Here is a 17,560-nt window from a genome sequence, read left to right as displayed (position 1 = left end):
GGCCGGCGTCACCCGCACGCGGACCGCGGCGCGGGATCTGGTGACCGTGTCCCGCGGCATTCGGGTCCCGACGGACTCGGCGGCCGCCGGAGCGGCCGCCCTGCGCGCCCTACCGACCTTGATGACGATTCCATCCTCGCGCTCGGCTCGGCGGCCCGCCTCTGGGAAGCACCGCTGCCGCCCTGGCAGGGCGAAGACTGGCGCATCCACCTTGCCCGCCGCAGGGGCTCCAGCATGCCGCGTCGGGCAAACGTCGTCGGGCATCTTCTGACTCTGCTGCCGGACGAAGTGGTGGAGCTCGACGGCGTCCGGCTCACCTCGCCGGCCCGGACGTGGCTGGACCTGGCCGCGGTTCTGGGGCCCGAGGAACTTGTTGCCGTGGGCGATTCCCTCGTCTGCGAACACGGTCAGGGACATCCGTTTCCCCGCCGGGCATTGTGCAGCGTCGCGGACCTGAGGGAGATGGCGGCCCGGCACCCGGGAGTCCGCGGCGTGCGCAAGGCGAGGACCGCCGCCGAACTCATCCGGGTGGGCGCCGACTCGGCGCCGGAAACGCACATGCGCCTCGCCCTGGTGCGCGCGGGCCTGCCCGAGCCGGTGCTGAATCACGTGGTGTGGGGCGAGCAGATGTGGGGTGGGGACACGGCCCCCGTGCTCTGGCCCGACGCGGCGTACCCGCAGTGGCGGCTCGCGCTGCAGTACGACGGGGCGCACCACAACGGGGAGGAGCAGTACCTGAAGGACATCCGCCGGGCCGACACCACCACGAGGTCCGGCTGGCTGGAGCTCCGGGTTTCCCGTTTCGATCTCGCCGGTGACCGCCCCGCCGTCGTCAGCAAGGTCCGGGCGGCGCTTGAGAGCCGGGGCTGGCCCGCGAAATGACAGTTCGCGGCAATGTTGGGCGGCCACACTGCCGCGTGGTGCCATCTCGGCGGGAGTCGGGGGGAGGCGCGGGAGCGAGTGTTACAGCCCCCGCGTGACCGGAGACACTGCCGTGCGCAGGAATGGCTAGGATGGTTCGTAGCCGACGAGGTTCACTCCAGGGTCAACCCAGCCCGCAGACGAAATTCACTTTAGGAGTCAGCATGCCCATTGCAACCCCAGAGATCTACTCCGAGATGATCGACCGCGCAAAGACGGGCGGCTTCGCGTTCCCGGCCGTCAACGTCACTTCCTCCCAGACCCTGAACGCCGCCCTGCGCGGCTTCGCCGAGGCCGAGTCCGACGGCATCGTCCAGGTCTCCACCGGCGGCGCCGCCTACTGGTCCGGCGCCTCCACCAAGGACATGGTGGCCGGTTCCCTGGGCTTCGCCGCGTTCGCCCGCGAAGTGGCCAAAAACTACGGCGTCAACATCGCCCTGCACACGGACCACTGCCCCAAGGACAAGCTGGACGGCTTCGTCCTGCCGCTGCTCGCCGCCTCCGAGGCCGAGGTCAAGGCCGGCCGCAACCCGCTCTTCAACTCGCACATGTGGGACGGCTCGGCCGAAACCCTGCAGGAGAACCTCCGGATCGCGCGTGAACTGCTCGCGCGCACCGCCGCGGCCAAGATGATCCTCGAGGTCGAGATCGGCACCGTCGGCGGCGAGGAAGACGGCGTCGAGAACGCCATCAACGACAAGCTCTACACCACGGTCGAGGACGCCCTCGCGACCATCGACGCCCTCGGCTCCGGCGAGAACGGCCGCTACATCACGGCCCTGACCTTCGGCAACGTGCACGGCGTGTACAAGCCGGGCGGCGTCAAGCTGCGTCCGGAAATCCTCAAGGACATCCAGGAGCAGGTCGGCGCGAAGATCGGCAAGGCCAACCCGTTCGACCTCGTCTTCCACGGCGGCTCCGGCTCCTCCGAGCAGGAGATCGCGGACGCCGTCTCCTACGGCGTGATCAAGATGAACATCGACACCGACACCCAGTACGCCTACACCCGCCCGGTGGTGGACCACATGTTCCGCAACTACGACGGCGTCCTGAAGGTCGACGGCGAGGTCGGCAACAAGAAGCTGTACGACCCCCGTGTCTGGGGCGCGTCCGCCGAAGCCGGCCTGGCCGCCCGCGTGGTCGAGGCCGCCCAGCAGCTCGGCTCCACCGGCAAGACGTTCTAGTCATGTCGGACGAGTTCCGCAAGAACCTGATTGGCCCCGAGCCCACGCTGCTGCCTGCCGAGACTGAGGTCAACGCGGGGCTGGATGCGGGCCAGGAGGCGCTGGATCTGGTGGAGAAGCACCCGACGTCCTCGCTGCTCTGGGCCGTGCTGGCCGAGGAAGCGTGGAAGGAAGGCCGGACCATCGATTCCTACGCCTACGCCCGGGTCGGCTACCACCGCGGCCTGGACTCGCTGCGCCGTAACGGCTGGCGCGGCGTGGGCCCGATCCCGTGGGAGCACGAACCGAACCGCGGCTTCCTGCGCGCCCTGTACTCGCTGGGCCGCGCGTCCGCGGCGATCGGCGAGGCCGAGGAGCCCGAGCGGATCGAGAAGTTCCTCAAGGACTCCGACCCCACCGCCAAGGCAGCCATCGAAGCCGAGGGCTGACAGGCGCCGCGACTTAACGCAACGCGGGGTCACTTACGGCCCATTCCGCCAGCGCGGATGGGCTGTAAGTGACCCCGCGTTGGGGTTTAAACGACGACGGCGGGCGCTCACCTTTCGGTGGGCGCCCGCCGTCGTTAACGCGGGTGGGTCAGCTGGCCTTGGCCAGTCCGGTGCGGGCCATGGCGTCGGCGTAGGCGACGCGCATGTCCTCGAGGTACTGCTCCTGGCGGGCCGGGGTGCCGGCGAACGCGCGGCCGCTAAGCGAGCGGACCTTGTACGTCTTCAGGCCGCGGCGCCAGATCATCGGCACCTCGGTCTTGAGCAGCAGGTTGGCCAGGCGGTTGGCTTCGGTTCCGTGCGCCACAATGACGGACGCGCGCGGCACCAGGGCGAGGAACTTCAGCAACGGCTTGAGGCCGGCCGAGATCTGGTCCGGGGTGAACTTGCCGTTCGGCTCCTCGCCCACGTGCCACGGGTGGACGTTCCACGGCATGACGAACTCCGGGCGCAGGCCCAGCTTCCACTGGATGCCGAGCATGCGGGTGGCAGCTTCCTCGTCCCCGGCGGTGATGAAGCCGGACGGATCCGCAGTGCCGATGTTGGAGTACAGGCTGATGATGCGGCACTCGTCGATGTCGTGGGCGGGATCCACGTAGGGGACCGTGGTGCCAGCTTTGGCGGTCTGCAGTGCGTCGCACAGTTCGTTGACCGGCGCGACGTTAGCTTCGTAACGGCGGCTCAGGAGCTGTTCGCGGAAATTTTCAGTGGCCAGGGCTGTCATGTATTGCTGGGTCTCCTGCGGATTGGTAAAGCTGCCAGACCGGCTGCGGGCACGCCAAAGACAGGGCGCGCGGAGGCCGGAGTGGTTTGAAAATGTGGTGTGGACCGATTCCTGTTCGGTCTCTACCAGTCTATCAAGCCCTGCGAAATGTCCGGCGAGTTGCCCGGGCCGGCAGCGGCCGGCCGGCCCGGTCCGGCTACCAGAGCCGCTTGCTGGCCCGCCGTGCGCCTTCCCCGAGCGCTTCGAGCTTGGCATAGGCGATCTGTGGATGGACGCGGCCGCCGAGGCCGCAGTCCGTGGACGCAATCACGTTTTCGCGGCCCACCAGGTCCGCGAAGCGCACGATCCGGTCCGCCACCAGGTCCGGGTGCTCCACGACGTTGGTGGCGTGGGAGACGACGCCGGGGATGATCGACTTTCCCTCGGGAAGCTTGGTGTCCTCCCAGACCCGCCATTCGTGCTCGTGCCGCACGTTGGCCGCCTCGAAGGAGTAGGCGCCGGCGTTGATCTGCAGGACGGAGCCGATGATGTCCGCGAAGGGGATGTCCGTCGTGTGCGGTCCGTGCCAGGATCCCCAACACACGTGCAGCCGGATCTGGTCCTGCGGGAGGTCGCGCAGCGCCCAGTTGGTGGCTTCGACCCGGAGCTGGATGAACTTCAGGTAGTCCTCGAGGCTCGGCTCGGGGTTGATCTGGTCCCAGCTCTCGGCCAGGGAGGGGTCGTCGAGCTGGACGGTCAGGCCGGCGTCGATGATGGCCTTGTATTCCTCGCGCATGGCATCGGCGCAGGCGTAGAGGAGTTCCTCATCGCTCTGGTAGTACTCGTTGGCGACGCGGGCGCAGGAACCGGGGGAGAGGGAGGCGACGAACCCCTCGGTGAGGCCGGCCGCGGCCAGGCCGGTCTTGAGGTTGGTGATGTCCGAGGCCACGAGCGCCTGGCCGGTGTACGTCAGTGGCCCGGCGATTTTTGGCTGTGTGACGGCTTTGCGGTGGGCCAGGATCCCGGAGGAGGGGTCGTTGTACGCGTCGTTGAACTTTTGCCGGTCACGGCGGTCCGGGAACGAGGTGAGGACGATGTGGCCCGGCGAGGAACGGTGGACCTTGGCGTCGGCCCAGCGGTCCACCTCGGTGGGTTCCAGTCCGCCGAGCCGGGAGAAGGAGTAGTTCCACCAGGCGCCGTAGTCCACCGTGCTGGACATCGTGTGGCCGTACTCGCCGTCGTTGGGGATGTCGACGCCCAGATCCTTCTGGCGCTGCACGACGTCCACCACCGAGGTCTCCAGCAGATCCAGGAACTCGGGGGTGACGCCGTCGGCTTCCTTGGCCTCGTTCGCGGCGATGAGCTCCGGCGTCCGGGGCAATGAGCCGGCGTGGGTGACGCGGATGTGGTCGGTGTTCTGGGACATGGCGCGGTTTCCTTCCATCGGTCCTGGCGGTAGCACCCTCGCTGGCAGGCCGGCCACGGAGGCAGGCTGAGTCCGGCAGGGTTGCTGCGGCGTCAACGGTCCAGGTCCCTCGGCCGCTCGGGATGGTCACTCTCACTTAATTCCACCCACGCCTTTGCCGCAAGTCGTGCCCGCTATGTGTCGCAGTGTGCACGCGGGGAGCAAAAACGGTGCCGGCCACCGATTTCGGCTAAACTTGGGTGGTAAGAGCCCCGGACTCTGGCGTTGATGGTAAGAGCACAGCGGTAGATCCGGGGCATTCTCATGAACGGTGCTGAGCTGCGGTGACCACCTGGTGGATCACACACAGTCCGGCCCGAACGAATGGGGGAGGATCCCATGCCAGCAATCGTGATCGTCGGAGCCCAATGGGGCGACGAAGGCAAAGGTAAGGCCACCGACCTGCTCGGCGGCCGTGTCGACTACGTCGTGAAGCCCAACGGCGGCAACAACGCCGGGCACACCGTCGTCGTGGGCGGTGAGAAGTATGAGCTGAAGCTCCTTCCTGCTGGCATCCTGAGCCCGAACGCAGTCCCGGTGATCGGCAACGGTTGCGTGGTGAACCTTGAAGCCCTGTTCCAGGAGATCGATGGCCTCGAAGCCCGCGGCGCGGACACCTCCAAGCTGCGCGTCTCCGCCAACGCCCACCTCGTGGCGCCGTACCACCAGGTGCTGGACAAGGTCACCGAACGGTTCCTCGGCAGCCGCGCCATCGGCACCACCGGCCGCGGCATCGGCCCCGCCTACATGGACAAGGTGGCCCGCCTCGGCATCCGCGTCCAGGATGTGTTCGACGCCTCCATCCTGCGGCAGAAGGTCGAAGGCTCGCTGCGGCAGAAGAACGAACTGCTGGTCAAGGTCTACAACCGCCGGGACATCGAGGTGGACGAGATCGTGGACTACTTCCTGTCCTTCGCCGAACGCCTGCGCCCGCTGGTCATCGACAGCACCTTCGTGCTGAACAAGGCCCTGGACGAGGGCAAGGTGGTCCTCATGGAGGGCGGCCAGGCCACGTTCCTCGACGTCGACCACGGCACCTACCCGTTCGTGACCTCCTCGAACCCCACCGCGGGCGGAGCCTCCGTGGGCTCGGGCATCGGCCCCACCCGGATCTCGCGCTCCATCGGCATCATCAAGGCCTACACCACCCGTGTCGGCGCCGGACCGTTCCCCACGGAGCTGTTCGATGAGATGGGCCTGTACCTGCAGAAGACCGGCGGCGAGTTCGGCGTTAACACCGGCCGTCCGCGCCGTTGCGGCTGGTACGACGCCGTCCTGGCGCGCCACGCCTCCCGAGTGAACGGCTTCACGGACTACTTCGTGACCAAACTGGACGTGCTCACCGGCATCGAGCAGATCCCCGTTTGCGTGGCCTACGACGTCGACGGCGTCCGCCACGACGAAATGCCGATGACCCAGACCGAGTTCCACCACGCCAAGCCGATTTTCGAGTACTTCGAGGGCTGGACCGAGGACATCACCGGCGCCCGCACCCTGGACGACCTGCCGGAGAACGCCCGGAACTACGTGCTGGCCCTGGAAAAACTCTCCGGCACCCGGTTCTCCGCGATCGGCGTCGGCCCGGACCGCGACCAGACGATCGTGGTCAACGACCTCATCAACGACTGACGCTTCAGCAACCGACGCACGACGGCGGCGGCGGGTCACCTGCAATGGTGGCCCGCCGCCGTCGTCGTTAAAGCCGCAGTTCGGGACCGTCGCGGGGGCCGCCCAAAAAACAAAAAAGAAATTCTCATCGATGCGTAACCTTTCGGTGTGCCCCAGCGATTACTCCTTTGTAAGCGCCGCCCGGAGCCCTGGTCCCCCCACCAGGTCCGGCCGGCCTTGTAGCTGAAGATCCGACCGGCGCCTGCCCCCATCAGGCGCCGGGGACTTCGAGAGAGATCCGACGGGCACCTGCCCCATCAGGCGCCGACAGGACTTCGACCGTAAGTGCCGGCTGGCGCCTGCCCCCATCAGGCGCCGGCCAGCCTTCAACCAACCAAAGGATGTACGTTTTACATGAAGAGTGTTAGCAAGACCACCAAGATTGCTGTCGGCGCCGCGATTCTCGCGGTCGGAGGTTTCTCCGGAATCGGCCTGGCCAACGCGGCCCAGACGTCCAGCACCCAGCAGGCTGAAGTGAACCACGCTACGCCCGCCACCCCCGCTGTTCCGGCCGTTCCGGCTACCACGGAACTGCCCGACGCACCCGCCACCCCGGCCGTTCCGGCCGTTCCGGCTACCCCGAACGCTGACGGGTCCGCCAAGGGCGACGCCGACGTCGAGGGTACCGAGGGTGCCGCTGAGGGCTCCGTGTCCGCCGATAAGGACGGCGTTGCCGTCGACGGTGCCGCCAATGCCAAGGGCGCTGCCGAGGCCAAGGCCCACGCCGGCGTAACCGTCGCCACCCCGGCCGTTCCCGCCGCCAAGGGCGCCCCGGCTGTCAAGGCCGTGCCGGCTGTTCCGTCGGTTGAGCAGCCCAAGCTCGACAAGTAAGCACCAAACGCCTCTCTTCGGAGGCGACGGGGTGCGGCCGCTAGACTATCGGGGGCCGCACCCCCTGCAGTAACGGAAGGAAAGCCTCTTGGCAGACCAGCTGAGCGACGATGAACTGTCAGCAGCTCTGGCTGGCGACCCGTCAGGATTCAGCGCCGTCTACACCGTGATCTCCCCGGCGGTGCTCGGCTACTTCCGGGCCAAGGGCGTCGACGACGCCGAGGCCCTCACCCAGGACGTCTTCGTGGACGTTCTGCCGAGACTGGCCAACGTCACCGGCGGCCACACCGGGTTGCGGACCTTCATCTTCTCCGTCGCCCATGCCCGGCTGGTCGACCATCACCGGCGCGCCGAACGCACACCGTACCTGGCCGAATATGACCCGCTGAACGACGCGCGGTGTTCCGCTTCCGCGGAGGACGAGGCGCTTGGTTCCCTGGGCGGCCTGTCCCACACACTTGCCCGGCTCAACGAAGAGCAGCGGGAAGTCCTGGTCCTGCGGATCGTCGCAGACCTCTCCATCGATCAGGTGGCCGGCATCATGGGTAAGACCCCGGGTGCCATCAAACAGCTTCAGCGGCGCGGGCTCAGTGCCCTGCGCGAACTTGTAACCGAAAAGGACCACGCAGCATCATGACCGGCACGCGCGACCCCCAGCAGGATGGCAGCATCCAGGCGATGCTCCGTGACTCCGGCCTCGAAGCTGCCGCCGAACTCCGCAGCACCCTCGAGCAGCTGCAGGCCCTGGTGCCGGAGCAGGCACCGGCGCCCCGCGCAGACCTTGCCGCGCTGCTCTCCGCCGGTTCAGCTGATGCGGTGGCCCGCTCCGCCGACGACCTTCCGGCCGGTGTGAGCAACCTGGCGGACCGGCGGCGCGGCCACAAACGCCGGATGGCCCTGATTGGTGGCGCCGTAATCGGTGCAATGAGCCTCGGCGCCGGCGCCGTGGCGGCCTCCAGCCACGACTTCCGTGAGAATGTGGGCCACACCCTCGGCGTTATCTTCCACCCCGCCGCCCCCAGCCGGACCCCTGCCCCTTCCGGCGGGACGCCCTCGGATCTGCCGGCGGCCCCGGTTCCGGTGCCGGCTGGCACGTCTCCGTCCCTGGCTGGTCCGGCGGCGCCCTCGGCCCCCGCAACGGCGCAGGTCCCGAAGCATGCCGGCCCCGTCGCTACTCCTCCCGCCGTCGGCCGCGGCGGAGTTCTTCCGACGCCGGGACACCGGCCCGTAAAGCCCGGCTCCCAGGGCCAGAACGGCCGGGGCCTCGTACCCGGGCCGCTGCCGACGTCCCCCGCACTTCCCGGGCTTCCGACGGCTTTCCCCACCGCCAAGCCGTAGCGGTCGCGCCGCCTGGGCATCCCGGTTAACCCAAGTAGCTCGCAGTTGTTGTCGTATTGAGTGCTCAATACGACAACAACTGCGAGCTAGTTGGGTTTAGGGGCCTCGTTTAGGCGAGGACCTGCCGCTTGGAGGAGATGACACCGGTGTCGAAGCCCGCCAGGTGCAGGCCGCCGTGGAAGCGGGCGTGCTCGATCTTCACACAGCGGTCCATCACGACGTCGAGTCCGGCCGCTTCGGCTTCCTTCGCGACGTCCTCGTGCCACGAGCCCAGCTGCAGCCAGAGCGTCTTGGCGCCCGCGGCGATGGCCTCGTCCAGCACGCCGGGCAGGTCATCATGCTTGCGGAACACGTCGACGATGTCCGGGCTTTCCGGCAGGTCAGCGAGCGAAGCGTACGTCGGCTCGCCCAGGATCTCCTTCACCACCGGGTTCACGAAGTAGACCTTGTAGCGGGTCGAGGACTGCAGGTAGGTCGCGACGAAGTAGCTCGCCCGCGACGGCTTGTCCGAGGCACCCACAATCGCGATCGACTTGGCCTGGCGCAGCAGGGCCAACCGCTCGGGCGCCGACGGGCCGGTCCAGGTACGGGTTTCTTCGGTGCTCATGCGTTTGCTCCGATCGTGCAGGTATCCGCGGGAAGGACTTCCCCGGCGGATGTGTCCGGGGCTGGCTCTTCGGTTGCCGCGTCCAGGGCCTGGTCGAGGTCCCAGAGGATGTCCTCGATGTCCTCGAGGCCGATCGAAATCCTGACGAGGTCCTCCGGTATGCCGGCGGATTCGAGCTGCGCCGGGCTGAGCTGCTGGTGGGTCGTGGAGCCGGGGTGGATCACCAGGGTCCGCGAGTCGCCCACGTTGGCCAAGTGCGAGGCCAGTTGCAGGGACTCGATGAACTTCTGGCCCGCGGCTCGGCCGCCCTTGACGCCGAAGGAGAACACCGAGCCGGGGCCCAGCGGCAGGTACTTCCGGGCCCGGTCGAAGTGCGGGTGCGAGGGCAGGCCGGAATAGTTGACGTAGGCCACCCGCTCGTCGGCTTCAAGCCATTCGGCCACCGCTTGGGCGTTCCTCAGGTGCTCGTCCAGGCGTTGCGGGAGCGTCTCCACGCCCTGCAGCAGCTGGAACGCCGACTGGGGGGACAGTGCGGGTCCGATGTCGCGCAGCTGCTCGCAACGCAGCTTGGTGAGGAAGCCGTACTCGCCGAAGTTCCCCCACCAGGAGACGTTCCCGTAGGAGGCCACCGGTTCGGTCATGGTGGGGAACTTGCCGTTGCCCCAGTTGAAGCGGCCGCTTTCGACGATGACGCCGCCGAGGGTGGTGCCGTGGCCGCCGAGGAACTTCGTGGCGGAGTGGATCACAATGTCCGCGCCGTGCTCGATCGGCCGAACCAGGTACGGGGTGCTCAAGGTGGCGTCGACGACGAGCGGGATGCCGGCGTCGTGTGCAACCTTGGCCAGCCCCTCAAGGTCCTGGACCTCCGACGAGGGGTTGGCCACCACCTCGACGAAGATCGCCTTGGTGTTGTCCCGGACTGCGGCGGCGTAGTCCGCCGGGTCGGTGCCGGCCACGAACGTGGTGTCCACCCCGAAACGGCGCAGCGTGACGTCCAGCTGAGTCACTGTGCCGCCGTAAAGCTGGGATGCCGCCACAATGTGGTCGCCGGACTGGGTGAGCGCGGCAAAGGTAATGAACTCCGCGGCCATGCCAGAGGATGTGGCCACCGCGCCGATGCCGCCCTCCAGCGAGGCGATGCGCTCTTCAAACGCGGCCACCGTGGGGTTGCCGATCCGGGAGTAGATGTTGCCGTATTTCTGCAGCGCGAACAGGTTGGCGGCGTCTTGGGTGTCCTTGAACACGAAGGACGTCGTCTGGTAGATCGGCACGGCCCGGGCGCCGTGTTCGGCGTCGGGCGTGCCGCCGGCGTGCAGGGCGCGGGTGCGGAAACCGAACTTGCGGTCAGCCATTACGCGTTCACCAGCTTGCTGGCAGTGCCGGTGGCGGCCGGGGTGCCGGACAGGTCGAGCTCGACGCCGTGCTTGCGCGCGAGGTCCGCCTCGAGTTCGCGCACGATCGGCAGGATGTCCGCACCGAACGCGGCGACCTCCTCCTGGAAGTGCAGGTAGCCGGTGAGGAAGAGGTTCACGCCGATCTTCTTGTACTCCACAATCCGCTCGGCGATCTGCTCCGGGGTACCGATCAGCTGGGTCTTGAAACCGTCGTTGTACTGGACCAGGTCCTCGAAGCTGGAGTCGGCCCACATACCCTTGCCGTCCTTAGTGGACGCGCCGGCCTCCTGGACGGCGGCGCGGAAGCCCTCGACGGCGGGCTTGTGCGCCTTCTCGACGATCTCGCGCAGGGTGTCGCGGGCTTCCTTCTCGGAGTCGCGGGCGATGACGAAGCCGTTCAGGCCGAACCTGGGGGAGGGGAGAGCCCCCTCAGCGCCGCGCTTTGTCTCGCCGGCAGCGGCAACCACGCCGGCGATGTTCTCCTTGAAGCCTTCCAGGTCCTTGCCGTTGGAGAAGTACCAGTCCGCGACCCGGCCTGCCGTGGCCTGGGCCGCGGTGGAGTTGCCGCCGAAGAAGATCTCCGGGTGCGCCCGCCCGGGCACATCCACGGGTGCCGGCTGCAGGGTGAAGTCGGTGATGTTGTAGTACTTGCCGGACTGGCTGTACTCCTGCTCGGTCCACAGCCCGCGGAGCACGCGGATGAACTCCTCGGTCCGGACGTAGCGCTCGTCGTGTTCGAGCCATTCGAGGCCGAAGTTCTCGAATTCGGCCTTGAGCCAGCCGGAAACGATGTTCACGGCGGCGCGGCCGTTGGAGATGTGGTCCGCGGTGATGATGAATTTAGCCAGCACGCCGGGGTGCCACATGCCCGGGTGGACGGCGGAGATCACCTTGAGCCGCTCGGTGGCGGCCAGCAGGGCGAGGCTGAAAGAGGTGGCCTCGTGCTGCTTGTCCGCGCCGTAGGAGGCGGCGTAGCGGGTCTGGGTCAGCGCGTATTCAAAGCCGGAGTTCTCGGCGATCCGGGCCAGCTTCTTGTTGTACTCGAAGTCCCAGCCGGTGCGCTGTTCGATGGTGGACACCACCAGGCCGCCGGAGACGTTGGGGACCCAGTAGGCGAACTTCAGGGGTTCGGAAAGACGGGCGACGCTGCTGGTGTCAGTCATTGGTGTTCCTTACTTCTGGGGTATTTCCGGTGTTATTGCGGTCGCGCAGGACGGTCTGGATGCCGGCGATCGACGGTTCATTCTGCAGGGAGGTCGTGTCGCCGAGCGTGGTTCCTTCGAACAGCTGCGTCAGCAACCGGCGCATGATCTTGCCGCTGCGGGTCTTCGGCACATCGGGAACGACGACGACGTCGCGCGGCTTCGCGATCGGCCCGATCCTTTCTCCGACCCAAGCCTTCAAATCCGCGGTGATTTCCTCCGTAGCCGCGCATCGCGCGAGCGAGAAACGAGCGAGTGAAGTGATCGGACCGGGGTCCCCGGGCGAGCTTGCGAGCTCGGGGGAGTCCGGGAACGCTAAGCGGCGGGAGGGGATCATCGCCGATTCCCGAAGCACAACGAACGCCACAATCGCGTGCCCGGTCTTCGGGTCGGCGACCGGGCAGACGCCGGCCTCCACGACGTCCGGGTGCGAGACGAGGGCAGATTCGATCTCGATCGTGGAGAGCAGGTGCCCGGAGACGTTGAGGGTGTCGTCCACCCGCCCGAGTATCCAGATGTCGCCGTCGTCGTCGTACTTGGCGCCGTCGCCGGCGAGGAACCAGCCCTGCTCGGCGTACTGGCGCCAGTAGGAATCGAAGTAGCGTTGCGGGTTCCCCCACACGGTCCGGGCGATGGCAGGGCCGGGGGCGTCCACCACGATGAAGCCCTGGACTCCGGGCGGGACGGTGTTGCCCGCCTCGTCCACGATCCGGGTGCCGACGCCGGGCAGCGGCCGGGCCGCGCAGCCGGGTTTGAAGTCGGTGTCCGTCGGGGCGGGGGAGAGGATGGTGGCGCCGGTTTCGGACTGCCACCAGGTGTCCACCACCGGCGCCGTGCCGGCGCCCACGTTCTCCCGGAACCAGCGCCATGCCTCGGGGTTGACGGCTTCGCCGACGGTGCCCAGCAGGCGGATGGAGGAGAGGTCGTAGCCGGCCGGGACGCCGTCCGGGAACCAGCCCATCAGCGACCGGACCAGGGTGGGGGCGGTGTAGTACTGCGTGACGCCGTAGCGTTCGATGATTTCGAAGTGCCGGCCCGGGTGCGGGGTGTTGGGCGTGCCCTCGAAGATCACCTGCGTGGCGCCGTTGGAGAGCGGGCCGTAGAGCTCGTAGGTGTGGGCGGTGACCCAGGCCAGGTCCGCCGTGCACCAGTGCACGTCCCGGTCGCGGAGGGCCGGGTCCGGGTTGCTGAAGAGATGCTCGAAGCTCCAGGACGCCTGCGTGAGGTAGCCGCCGGAGGTGTGGACCAGGCCCTTGGGCTTTCCGGTGGTTCCGGAGGTGTACATGATGAACAGGGGTGTCTCGGCGTCGAACGCCTCGGGTTTGTGGACGTCGGAGGCGGCCCCGACGGCGTCGTGCCACCACACGTCACGGCCTGCGGTCATCGGGACGGCGGCCAGGTGTTCCGGCGCGGTGGTGCGGTTGACCACCAGGACGTGTTCGATCGCGTTGTCCCCGGCGACGGCCGCGTCCGCGTTCGCCTTCACCGGCACGGCGACGCCGCGGCGGAACTGCCCGTCGGTGGTGACCAGCAGCTTGGCGCCCGTGTCTTCCACCCGGAACTTGAGCGCCTCGGCCGAGAAACCGCCGAACACGAGCGAGTGGATGGCGCCGATCCGGGCCACGGCCAGGGTGATGATCACCGTTTCGGGGATCACCGGAAGGTAAATGACCACCCGGTCGCCCTTGGCGATGCCGAGCTCCAGCAGGGCGTTGGCGGCCTTGGCCACGTCGCGCTGCAGTTCGGCGTAAGTGATGGTGCGGCGGTCGCCGGGCTCGCCCTCGAAATGCAGTGCCACCTTGTCACCACGTCCCGCCGCTACATGACGGTCGACGCAGTTGTAGGCGACATTGAGCTTCCCGCCGTCGAACCAGCTGATCTGCGGGCCCATGCCGGCCGCGGCGTCGGCCGGGACGCAGCGGTGCGCGGTGTGCCAGGGCTTGTCCTGGCCCGGCACGTCCGCCCAGTCGAGCCGGAGGGCGGCCGCCTCCCAAAACGCGATGCGCTCTTCCCCGATGGCCGGGAGACTGGCCGGTGCTGTCTCGGTAGCTACGCCCATCGTTTCACCGCCCATTTTTCGGCGAGGCCCAGCAGGGCGTCGGTGACCTTGCCGATCACGGCCAGCAGCACGATCGCCAGCAGGAGCCGGTCCGTGCGGCCGTTGTTCTGCGAATCCGTCAGCAGGAAACCGAGCCCCATTGAGGAGGCGATGAGTTCGGCGGCGACCAGGAACAGCCAGGCCTGGGCCAGCGCGAGCCGGAGCCCGGAGAACACGGCCGGCACCACCGCCGGGAGCTGGACCGTGGTCAGCAGCTTCACGCCCTTGAGCCCGAAGGCCCGCGCCGCTTCGACCAGGTTCCGGTCCACGTGACGCAGCGCGAGTGAGACCGTGGTGAAGACCGGGAAGAACGCGCCGATCAGGATCAGGGTGATCTTGGAGTCCTCGCCGATCTTCATCCAGAGGATCAGCAACGGCACCCAGGCCAGCGACGGGACGGCCCGGAGCGCGCCGATGGTGGGCGCGAGCAGGGCATCCGCGAACCGGGACAGGCCCACCAGGGACCCAAACACCAGTCCCAGCGCCGCGCCGGCCGCGAAGCCGATCAGCACGCGCTGGGTGGAGATCGCGATGTGCTGGCCGAGCTGGCCGCGCTGGAGCAGGTCTAGGCCGGCCTCCAGCACCATGGCCGGCGGCGGAAGCTGGACCACGCTGAACACCCCGGCGGCCGTGGAGAGTTGCCAGGCGGCCAGCACCGCAGCGGGAATGATCAGTCCAAGGAGCAGACGCGCCCAGCCGTTGGCCAGGATCCCGGCGGGGGACCATCCGTTCGCCGGGGAGCCGCCTCCACCCGTGACGGGGGAGTCCGGCTGGGCGGCGTCTGCCGGAGTTGCGGGGACGGCTGCAGCGCGCCCGTCCGCAACGTTGTTGCCGGTGAGGTAGGGATTTCCGAGGTGGGTCATCAGGAATCCTTGATGGCGGACGCGTCCGCCTTCTTCACCAGCGAGTCATCGAGAAGCGAGGCGACGGCGTCGTCGATCTGCTTCTGGCTTGCAACGTCCCCGGTTTCCACGAAGGTCGGGCCGATCTTCGCCAGCACCTTGCGCTGGGCCTCGCCCGGCGCCGGGTCGACATCGAGGTTGCTGCGCTGCAGCACCACGGTCTTCGCGACGGCGAGGTCCAGGCCGGCGGCGTCGGCGAGGATCTGTGCGGTTTCCTCCGGGTTGGCCGCCGCCCAGGCACGCGCCTTCTCGTAGGAGTTGACGACGGCCTGCGCCTGCCTGGGCTTCTCCCTAAGGAAGGATTCGGTGGCGTTCAGGAAGCCGTAGGTGTTGAAGGAGAGATTCCGGTAGAAGAGCTTGGCGCCCTTCTGCTCGGCCCCGGCCATGATCGGGTCGAGCCCGGACCACGCATCCACCGAGCCGTTTTCCAGCGCCGCACGGCCGTCGGCGTGCTGCAGGTTCTGCACGGTCACGTCCTTGGCGGACAGGCCGGCTTCGGAGAGCGACTGGAGCAGGAAGAAGTACGGGTCGGTGCCCTTGGTGGCCGCCACCGACTTGCCCTTGAGGTCGGCCACCGTGCTGATGCCGGAGCCCGGCTTGGTTACGAGCGCCGCCCACTCCGGCTGCGAGAAGATGTCGATCGCCTTGATCGGCGATCCGTTGGCCTTGGCCAGGAGGGCAGCCGAGCCGGCGGTGGAGCCGACGTCGATCGCGCCGGACCGCAGCGCCTCGTTGGCCTTGTTCGAGCCGGCGGACTGGACCCAGTTGACGGTGACGCCCTGGTCCTTCAACGCTGTCTCGAGCCAGCCTTTCTTCTTGATCACGAGGCTCAACGGGTTGTAGGTCGCGAAATCGATGTTCAGTGCGGCGGTCCCGGCGGCGCCGCTTGCTGCGGGCTTGCCGGAACCCTCGCCGGCGACGCAGCCGGTGAGGGCCAGGGCGGCGGAGACGGCCGCGGCCGTGAGGACCGAGCGGCGGGTGGTCTTGCGGGCGAAGGGCATGGAGGTTCCTTTGAGAACGGTGGATGCGGATGCGGAGGAGGTGAAGGACGGTGGGGCGGACCGGCGCGGCAGGCTGTGGCTGTGGCGCGGCCCGCGGCCGGTTGTCCGGGGAGCGGTGGGTGGTTAGTGGCCGTCGACGCCGAGGCTGGCCAGGAGCGAGGCCCGCATTCGGGCCAGCTCCGCGGAAGCCCGGTCCCGGGGACGTTCGCCGGGGACGACGACGGTGCGGACAATCGTCGCGCCCGGCGCCGGGGTGCCGGATTCGGTTGCGCGGGCTGGTTCCTTGCCGAGGACGATGATGCGGTCGGCCAGCTGGAGGGCTTCGTCGACGTCGTGGGTCACCAGCAGCACGGTGGTGGGCTCCGCCCGGTGGACCTGCAGCAGCAGGTCCTGCATCTTGATCCGGGTCAGGGCGTCGAGGGCGCCGAAGGGTTCGTCGAGCAGCAGGACGCCCGGGTTGCGCGCCAGGGCGCGGGCCAGGGAGGCACGTTGGGCCATGCCGCCGGAGACCTCGCGCGGCCGGTGCTTGGCGAAATCCTGCAGGCCCACGAGTTCAAGGAGCCGGGCGACCTTGGCCTTGCCGTCCCTGGCGCTGACACCGGTGGGCAGGCCGATGGCGATGTTGGCCTGCAGGGTGTGCCAGGGCAGCAGGCGCGGCTCCTGGAAGGCGAAGGCGCAGCGCGCATCCACACCCTGTACCTGGACGCCGTCGATCTCGACGGCGCCGGCACTGGGGGCATCGAGGCCGGCGGTGGCGCGAAGCAGGGTGGACTTGCCGCAGCCGGACGTGCCCAGGATGGCGAGGACTTCACCGGCCAGGACATCGAAGTCCACGTCGCGGAGCACGGTGTGGGCCTCGCTGCCGGAACCGAACGCTCGGCGCAGGCCGCGGAAGGACACCGGCAGCGCGGGCGTGCGGGTGGTTTCCCCGGCGGAGGCGTCCGCGGACGCGACAGTTGCGGAGGGGGACAGGACAGCAGTCATAGGAGTACTCCATCGGTCCTGGCAGTAGCACCCTACGGAACGAGCCTCCGGCACGGGTGGTCAGTCCGGCCGTTCCCGTGGCTCGCTACCTTGCTATCGGCGGGTTTCGGGGAGGAACTCCGACGACCAGGGTTGCTGCGGCTTCATCGATCCAGGTCTCTCGGCCGCTCGGGATGGTCACTACCCACTAAAACGGAATCACCGATTTCCCCCAAATCCGGCGCGTAATATTCGGACACCTGCCCGCTTCCCCTGGGCTGCCGGTCGATTGTTCGAAATGCGGACCGGGCGGCCCGGTGCGGCACGGCCCAGTCAGTGGTCGGCCATAGGCTGTCTACATGACCCATGTGAACGACCCCGCGGTTATCGAACGGCTCCTGCGCACCAAGGGCAGGTGGGCGATCGTGGGCCTGACCACCAACGAGTGGCGCGCCGCCTATGACACGTCGCTTTATATCCGCGACCGGCTCGGCATGGAGATCATCCCGGTCAATCTTCCGGCCGACCCGGTACACGGCGAGACGGGCTACGCCAGGCTGTCCGACATTCCGGCGGCCAAGCAACCGCTCGACGTCGTGGACTGCTTCGTGAATTCGCACAGGGTGGGCGACGTGGTGGACCAGGCGATAGCCGTCGGAGCGAAGGCTCTCTGGCTGCAGCTGGGCGTCATCGACGAAGCCGCCGCCGCACGTGCCAAGGCGGCCGGCCTGGACGTGGTCATGAACGCGTGCCCGGCCCAGGAGGCGCCGCGCTTGGGGCTCTGACGGCCGGGCTAGG

At 68.2% G+C, this 17,560-nt stretch carries 17 protein-coding genes; 8 read left to right on the top strand and 9 right to left on the bottom strand.

Annotation, left to right across the window (positions count from 1 at the left end; all coding sequences use genetic code 11):
* Positions 1-234: 234 nt before the first annotated feature.
* From AB4Y91_RS07805 to AB4Y91_RS07795, 3 genes are all read left to right on the top strand, one after another.
* Positions 235-882, top strand: a complete 648-nt coding sequence (locus AB4Y91_RS07805; RefSeq protein ID WP_441417924.1) for a hypothetical protein — start codon at positions 235-237, stop codon at positions 880-882.
* Between the two features lie 203 nt (positions 883-1,085).
* Positions 1,086-2,105, top strand: coding sequence for a class II fructose-bisphosphate aldolase (gene fbaA / locus AB4Y91_RS07800; RefSeq protein WP_175322196.1), 1,020 nt, complete (start codon positions 1,086-1,088; stop codon positions 2,103-2,105).
* A gap of 2 nt (positions 2,106-2,107) precedes the next feature.
* Positions 2,108-2,533: a DUF3151 domain-containing protein gene (locus tag AB4Y91_RS07795; protein WP_441417923.1), complete on the top strand. Its 426-nt coding sequence runs from the start codon at positions 2,108-2,110 to the stop codon at positions 2,531-2,533.
* A gap of 148 nt (positions 2,534-2,681) precedes the next feature.
* Here AB4Y91_RS07795 and AB4Y91_RS07790 read toward each other — a convergent pair whose 3' ends face one another.
* Both AB4Y91_RS07790 and AB4Y91_RS07785 read right to left on the bottom strand, forming a co-directional pair.
* Positions 2,682-3,314, bottom strand: coding sequence for a uracil-DNA glycosylase (locus AB4Y91_RS07790; RefSeq protein ID WP_441417922.1), 633 nt, complete (start codon positions 3,312-3,314; stop codon positions 2,682-2,684).
* A 196-nt stretch (positions 3,315-3,510) separates the two neighbouring features.
* A complete protein-coding gene (locus AB4Y91_RS07785; protein WP_441417921.1) occupies positions 3,511-4,719 on the bottom strand; it encodes a cobalamin-independent methionine synthase II family protein in 1,209 nt (402 codons plus the stop codon).
* 378 nt (positions 4,720-5,097) lie between these two features.
* On the opposite strand from AB4Y91_RS07785, the gene AB4Y91_RS07780 reads away from it, so the two are divergent.
* The 4 genes from AB4Y91_RS07780 (at position 5,098) to AB4Y91_RS07765 (ending at position 8,595) form a co-directional block, all read left to right on the top strand.
* Positions 5,098-6,387, top strand: a complete 1,290-nt coding sequence (locus AB4Y91_RS07780) for an adenylosuccinate synthase (RefSeq protein ID WP_441417920.1) — start codon at positions 5,098-5,100, stop codon at positions 6,385-6,387.
* A gap of 393 nt (positions 6,388-6,780) precedes the next feature.
* The gene (locus tag AB4Y91_RS07775) at positions 6,781-7,257 is read left to right on the top strand and encodes a hypothetical protein (RefSeq protein ID WP_441417919.1); all 477 of its coding nucleotides are present in this window, start codon (positions 6,781-6,783) and stop codon (positions 7,255-7,257) included.
* Positions 7,258-7,345: 88 nt separating this feature from the next.
* Positions 7,346-7,894, top strand: coding sequence for an RNA polymerase sigma factor (locus AB4Y91_RS07770; protein ID WP_441417918.1), 549 nt, complete (start codon positions 7,346-7,348; stop codon positions 7,892-7,894).
* Positions 7,891-8,595 (top strand): hypothetical protein, encoded by a 705-nt coding sequence (locus AB4Y91_RS07765; RefSeq protein ID WP_441417917.1) that lies wholly within the window; start codon positions 7,891-7,893, stop codon positions 8,593-8,595. The genes AB4Y91_RS07770 and AB4Y91_RS07765 overlap by 4 nt, the downstream gene beginning before the upstream one ends.
* A gap of 109 nt (positions 8,596-8,704) precedes the next feature.
* Here AB4Y91_RS07765 and AB4Y91_RS07760 read toward each other — a convergent pair whose 3' ends face one another.
* The 7 genes from AB4Y91_RS07760 to AB4Y91_RS07730 form a co-directional block, all read right to left on the bottom strand.
* Complete coding sequence (locus AB4Y91_RS07760) at positions 8,705-9,202, bottom strand: CoA-binding protein (protein WP_441417916.1); 498 nt, start codon at positions 9,200-9,202, stop codon at positions 8,705-8,707.
* On the bottom strand, positions 9,199-10,554 hold the full coding sequence (locus AB4Y91_RS07755; protein ID WP_441417915.1) for an O-acetylhomoserine aminocarboxypropyltransferase/cysteine synthase family protein: 1,356 nt from the start codon (positions 10,552-10,554) through the stop codon (positions 9,199-9,201). The genes AB4Y91_RS07760 and AB4Y91_RS07755 overlap by 4 nt, the downstream gene beginning before the upstream one ends.
* Entirely contained in the window at positions 10,554-11,759 is a 1,206-nt protein-coding gene (gene sfnG, locus AB4Y91_RS07750) for a dimethylsulfone monooxygenase SfnG (RefSeq protein ID WP_441417914.1), read from the bottom strand. Before sfnG ends, AB4Y91_RS07755 begins: the two co-directional genes overlap by 1 nt.
* Positions 11,752-13,857, bottom strand: a complete 2,106-nt coding sequence (locus AB4Y91_RS07745) for an acetate--CoA ligase (protein WP_441417913.1) — start codon at positions 13,855-13,857, stop codon at positions 11,752-11,754. Before AB4Y91_RS07745 ends, sfnG begins: the two co-directional genes overlap by 8 nt.
* On the bottom strand, positions 13,848-14,759 hold the full coding sequence (locus AB4Y91_RS07740) for an ABC transporter permease (RefSeq protein WP_441417912.1): 912 nt from the start codon (positions 14,757-14,759) through the stop codon (positions 13,848-13,850). Before AB4Y91_RS07740 ends, AB4Y91_RS07745 begins: the two co-directional genes overlap by 10 nt.
* Positions 14,759-15,799 carry an aliphatic sulfonate ABC transporter substrate-binding protein gene (locus tag AB4Y91_RS07735; protein ID WP_441417911.1) on the bottom strand — a complete coding sequence of 347 codons (1,041 nt, stop codon included), beginning with the start codon at positions 15,797-15,799 and terminating at the stop codon, positions 14,759-14,761. Before AB4Y91_RS07735 ends, AB4Y91_RS07740 begins: the two co-directional genes overlap by 1 nt.
* A gap of 123 nt (positions 15,800-15,922) precedes the next feature.
* Positions 15,923-16,783 (bottom strand): ABC transporter ATP-binding protein, encoded by an 861-nt coding sequence (locus AB4Y91_RS07730; protein WP_441417910.1) that lies wholly within the window; start codon positions 16,781-16,783, stop codon positions 15,923-15,925.
* Between the two features lie 338 nt (positions 16,784-17,121).
* On the opposite strand from AB4Y91_RS07730, the gene AB4Y91_RS07725 reads away from it, so the two are divergent.
* A complete protein-coding gene (locus AB4Y91_RS07725) occupies positions 17,122-17,547 on the top strand; it encodes a CoA-binding protein (RefSeq protein ID WP_441417909.1) in 426 nt (141 codons plus the stop codon).
* Positions 17,548-17,560 lie beyond the last annotated feature (13 nt).

The sequence above is a fragment of the Arthrobacter sp. YAF16 genome (genome assembly GCF_052113385.1).
Classification (GTDB): domain Bacteria; phylum Actinomycetota; class Actinomycetes; order Actinomycetales; family Micrococcaceae; genus Arthrobacter.
Note: the sequence above shows the minus strand (reverse complement) of the source record. Positions and strands in the feature narration are given on the sequence as shown.

Coding starts and splice junctions, on each gene's coding strand:
- AB4Y91_RS07760 (WP_441417916.1), bottom strand. CDS start 9,202: ATGAGCACCGAAGAAACCCGTACCTGGACCGGCCCGTCGGCGCCCGAG.
- sfnG (WP_441417914.1), bottom strand. CDS start 11,759: ATGACTGACACCAGCAGCGTCGCCCGTCTTTCCGAACCCCTGAAGTTC.
- AB4Y91_RS07735 (WP_441417911.1), bottom strand. CDS start 15,799: ATGCCCTTCGCCCGCAAGACCACCCGCCGCTCGGTCCTCACGGCCGCG.
- AB4Y91_RS07795 (WP_441417923.1), top strand. CDS start 2,108: ATGTCGGACGAGTTCCGCAAGAACCTGATTGGCCCCGAGCCCACGCTG.
- AB4Y91_RS07765 (WP_441417917.1), top strand. CDS start 7,891: ATGACCGGCACGCGCGACCCCCAGCAGGATGGCAGCATCCAGGCGATG.
- AB4Y91_RS07805 (WP_441417924.1), top strand. CDS start 235: ATGCCGCGTCGGGCAAACGTCGTCGGGCATCTTCTGACTCTGCTGCCG.
- AB4Y91_RS07790 (WP_441417922.1), bottom strand. CDS start 3,314: ATGACAGCCCTGGCCACTGAAAATTTCCGCGAACAGCTCCTGAGCCGC.
- AB4Y91_RS07755 (WP_441417915.1), bottom strand. CDS start 10,554: ATGGCTGACCGCAAGTTCGGTTTCCGCACCCGCGCCCTGCACGCCGGC.
- AB4Y91_RS07745 (WP_441417913.1), bottom strand. CDS start 13,857: ATGGGCGTAGCTACCGAGACAGCACCGGCCAGTCTCCCGGCCATCGGG.
- AB4Y91_RS07725 (WP_441417909.1), top strand. CDS start 17,122: ATGACCCATGTGAACGACCCCGCGGTTATCGAACGGCTCCTGCGCACC.
- AB4Y91_RS07730 (WP_441417910.1), bottom strand. CDS start 16,783: ATGACTGCTGTCCTGTCCCCCTCCGCAACTGTCGCGTCCGCGGACGCC.
- AB4Y91_RS07775 (WP_441417919.1), top strand. CDS start 6,781: ATGAAGAGTGTTAGCAAGACCACCAAGATTGCTGTCGGCGCCGCGATT.
- AB4Y91_RS07785 (WP_441417921.1), bottom strand. CDS start 4,719: ATGTCCCAGAACACCGACCACATCCGCGTCACCCACGCCGGCTCATTG.
- AB4Y91_RS07740 (WP_441417912.1), bottom strand. CDS start 14,759: ATGACCCACCTCGGAAATCCCTACCTCACCGGCAACAACGTTGCGGAC.
- AB4Y91_RS07780 (WP_441417920.1), top strand. CDS start 5,098: ATGCCAGCAATCGTGATCGTCGGAGCCCAATGGGGCGACGAAGGCAAA.
- fbaA (WP_175322196.1), top strand. CDS start 1,086: ATGCCCATTGCAACCCCAGAGATCTACTCCGAGATGATCGACCGCGCA.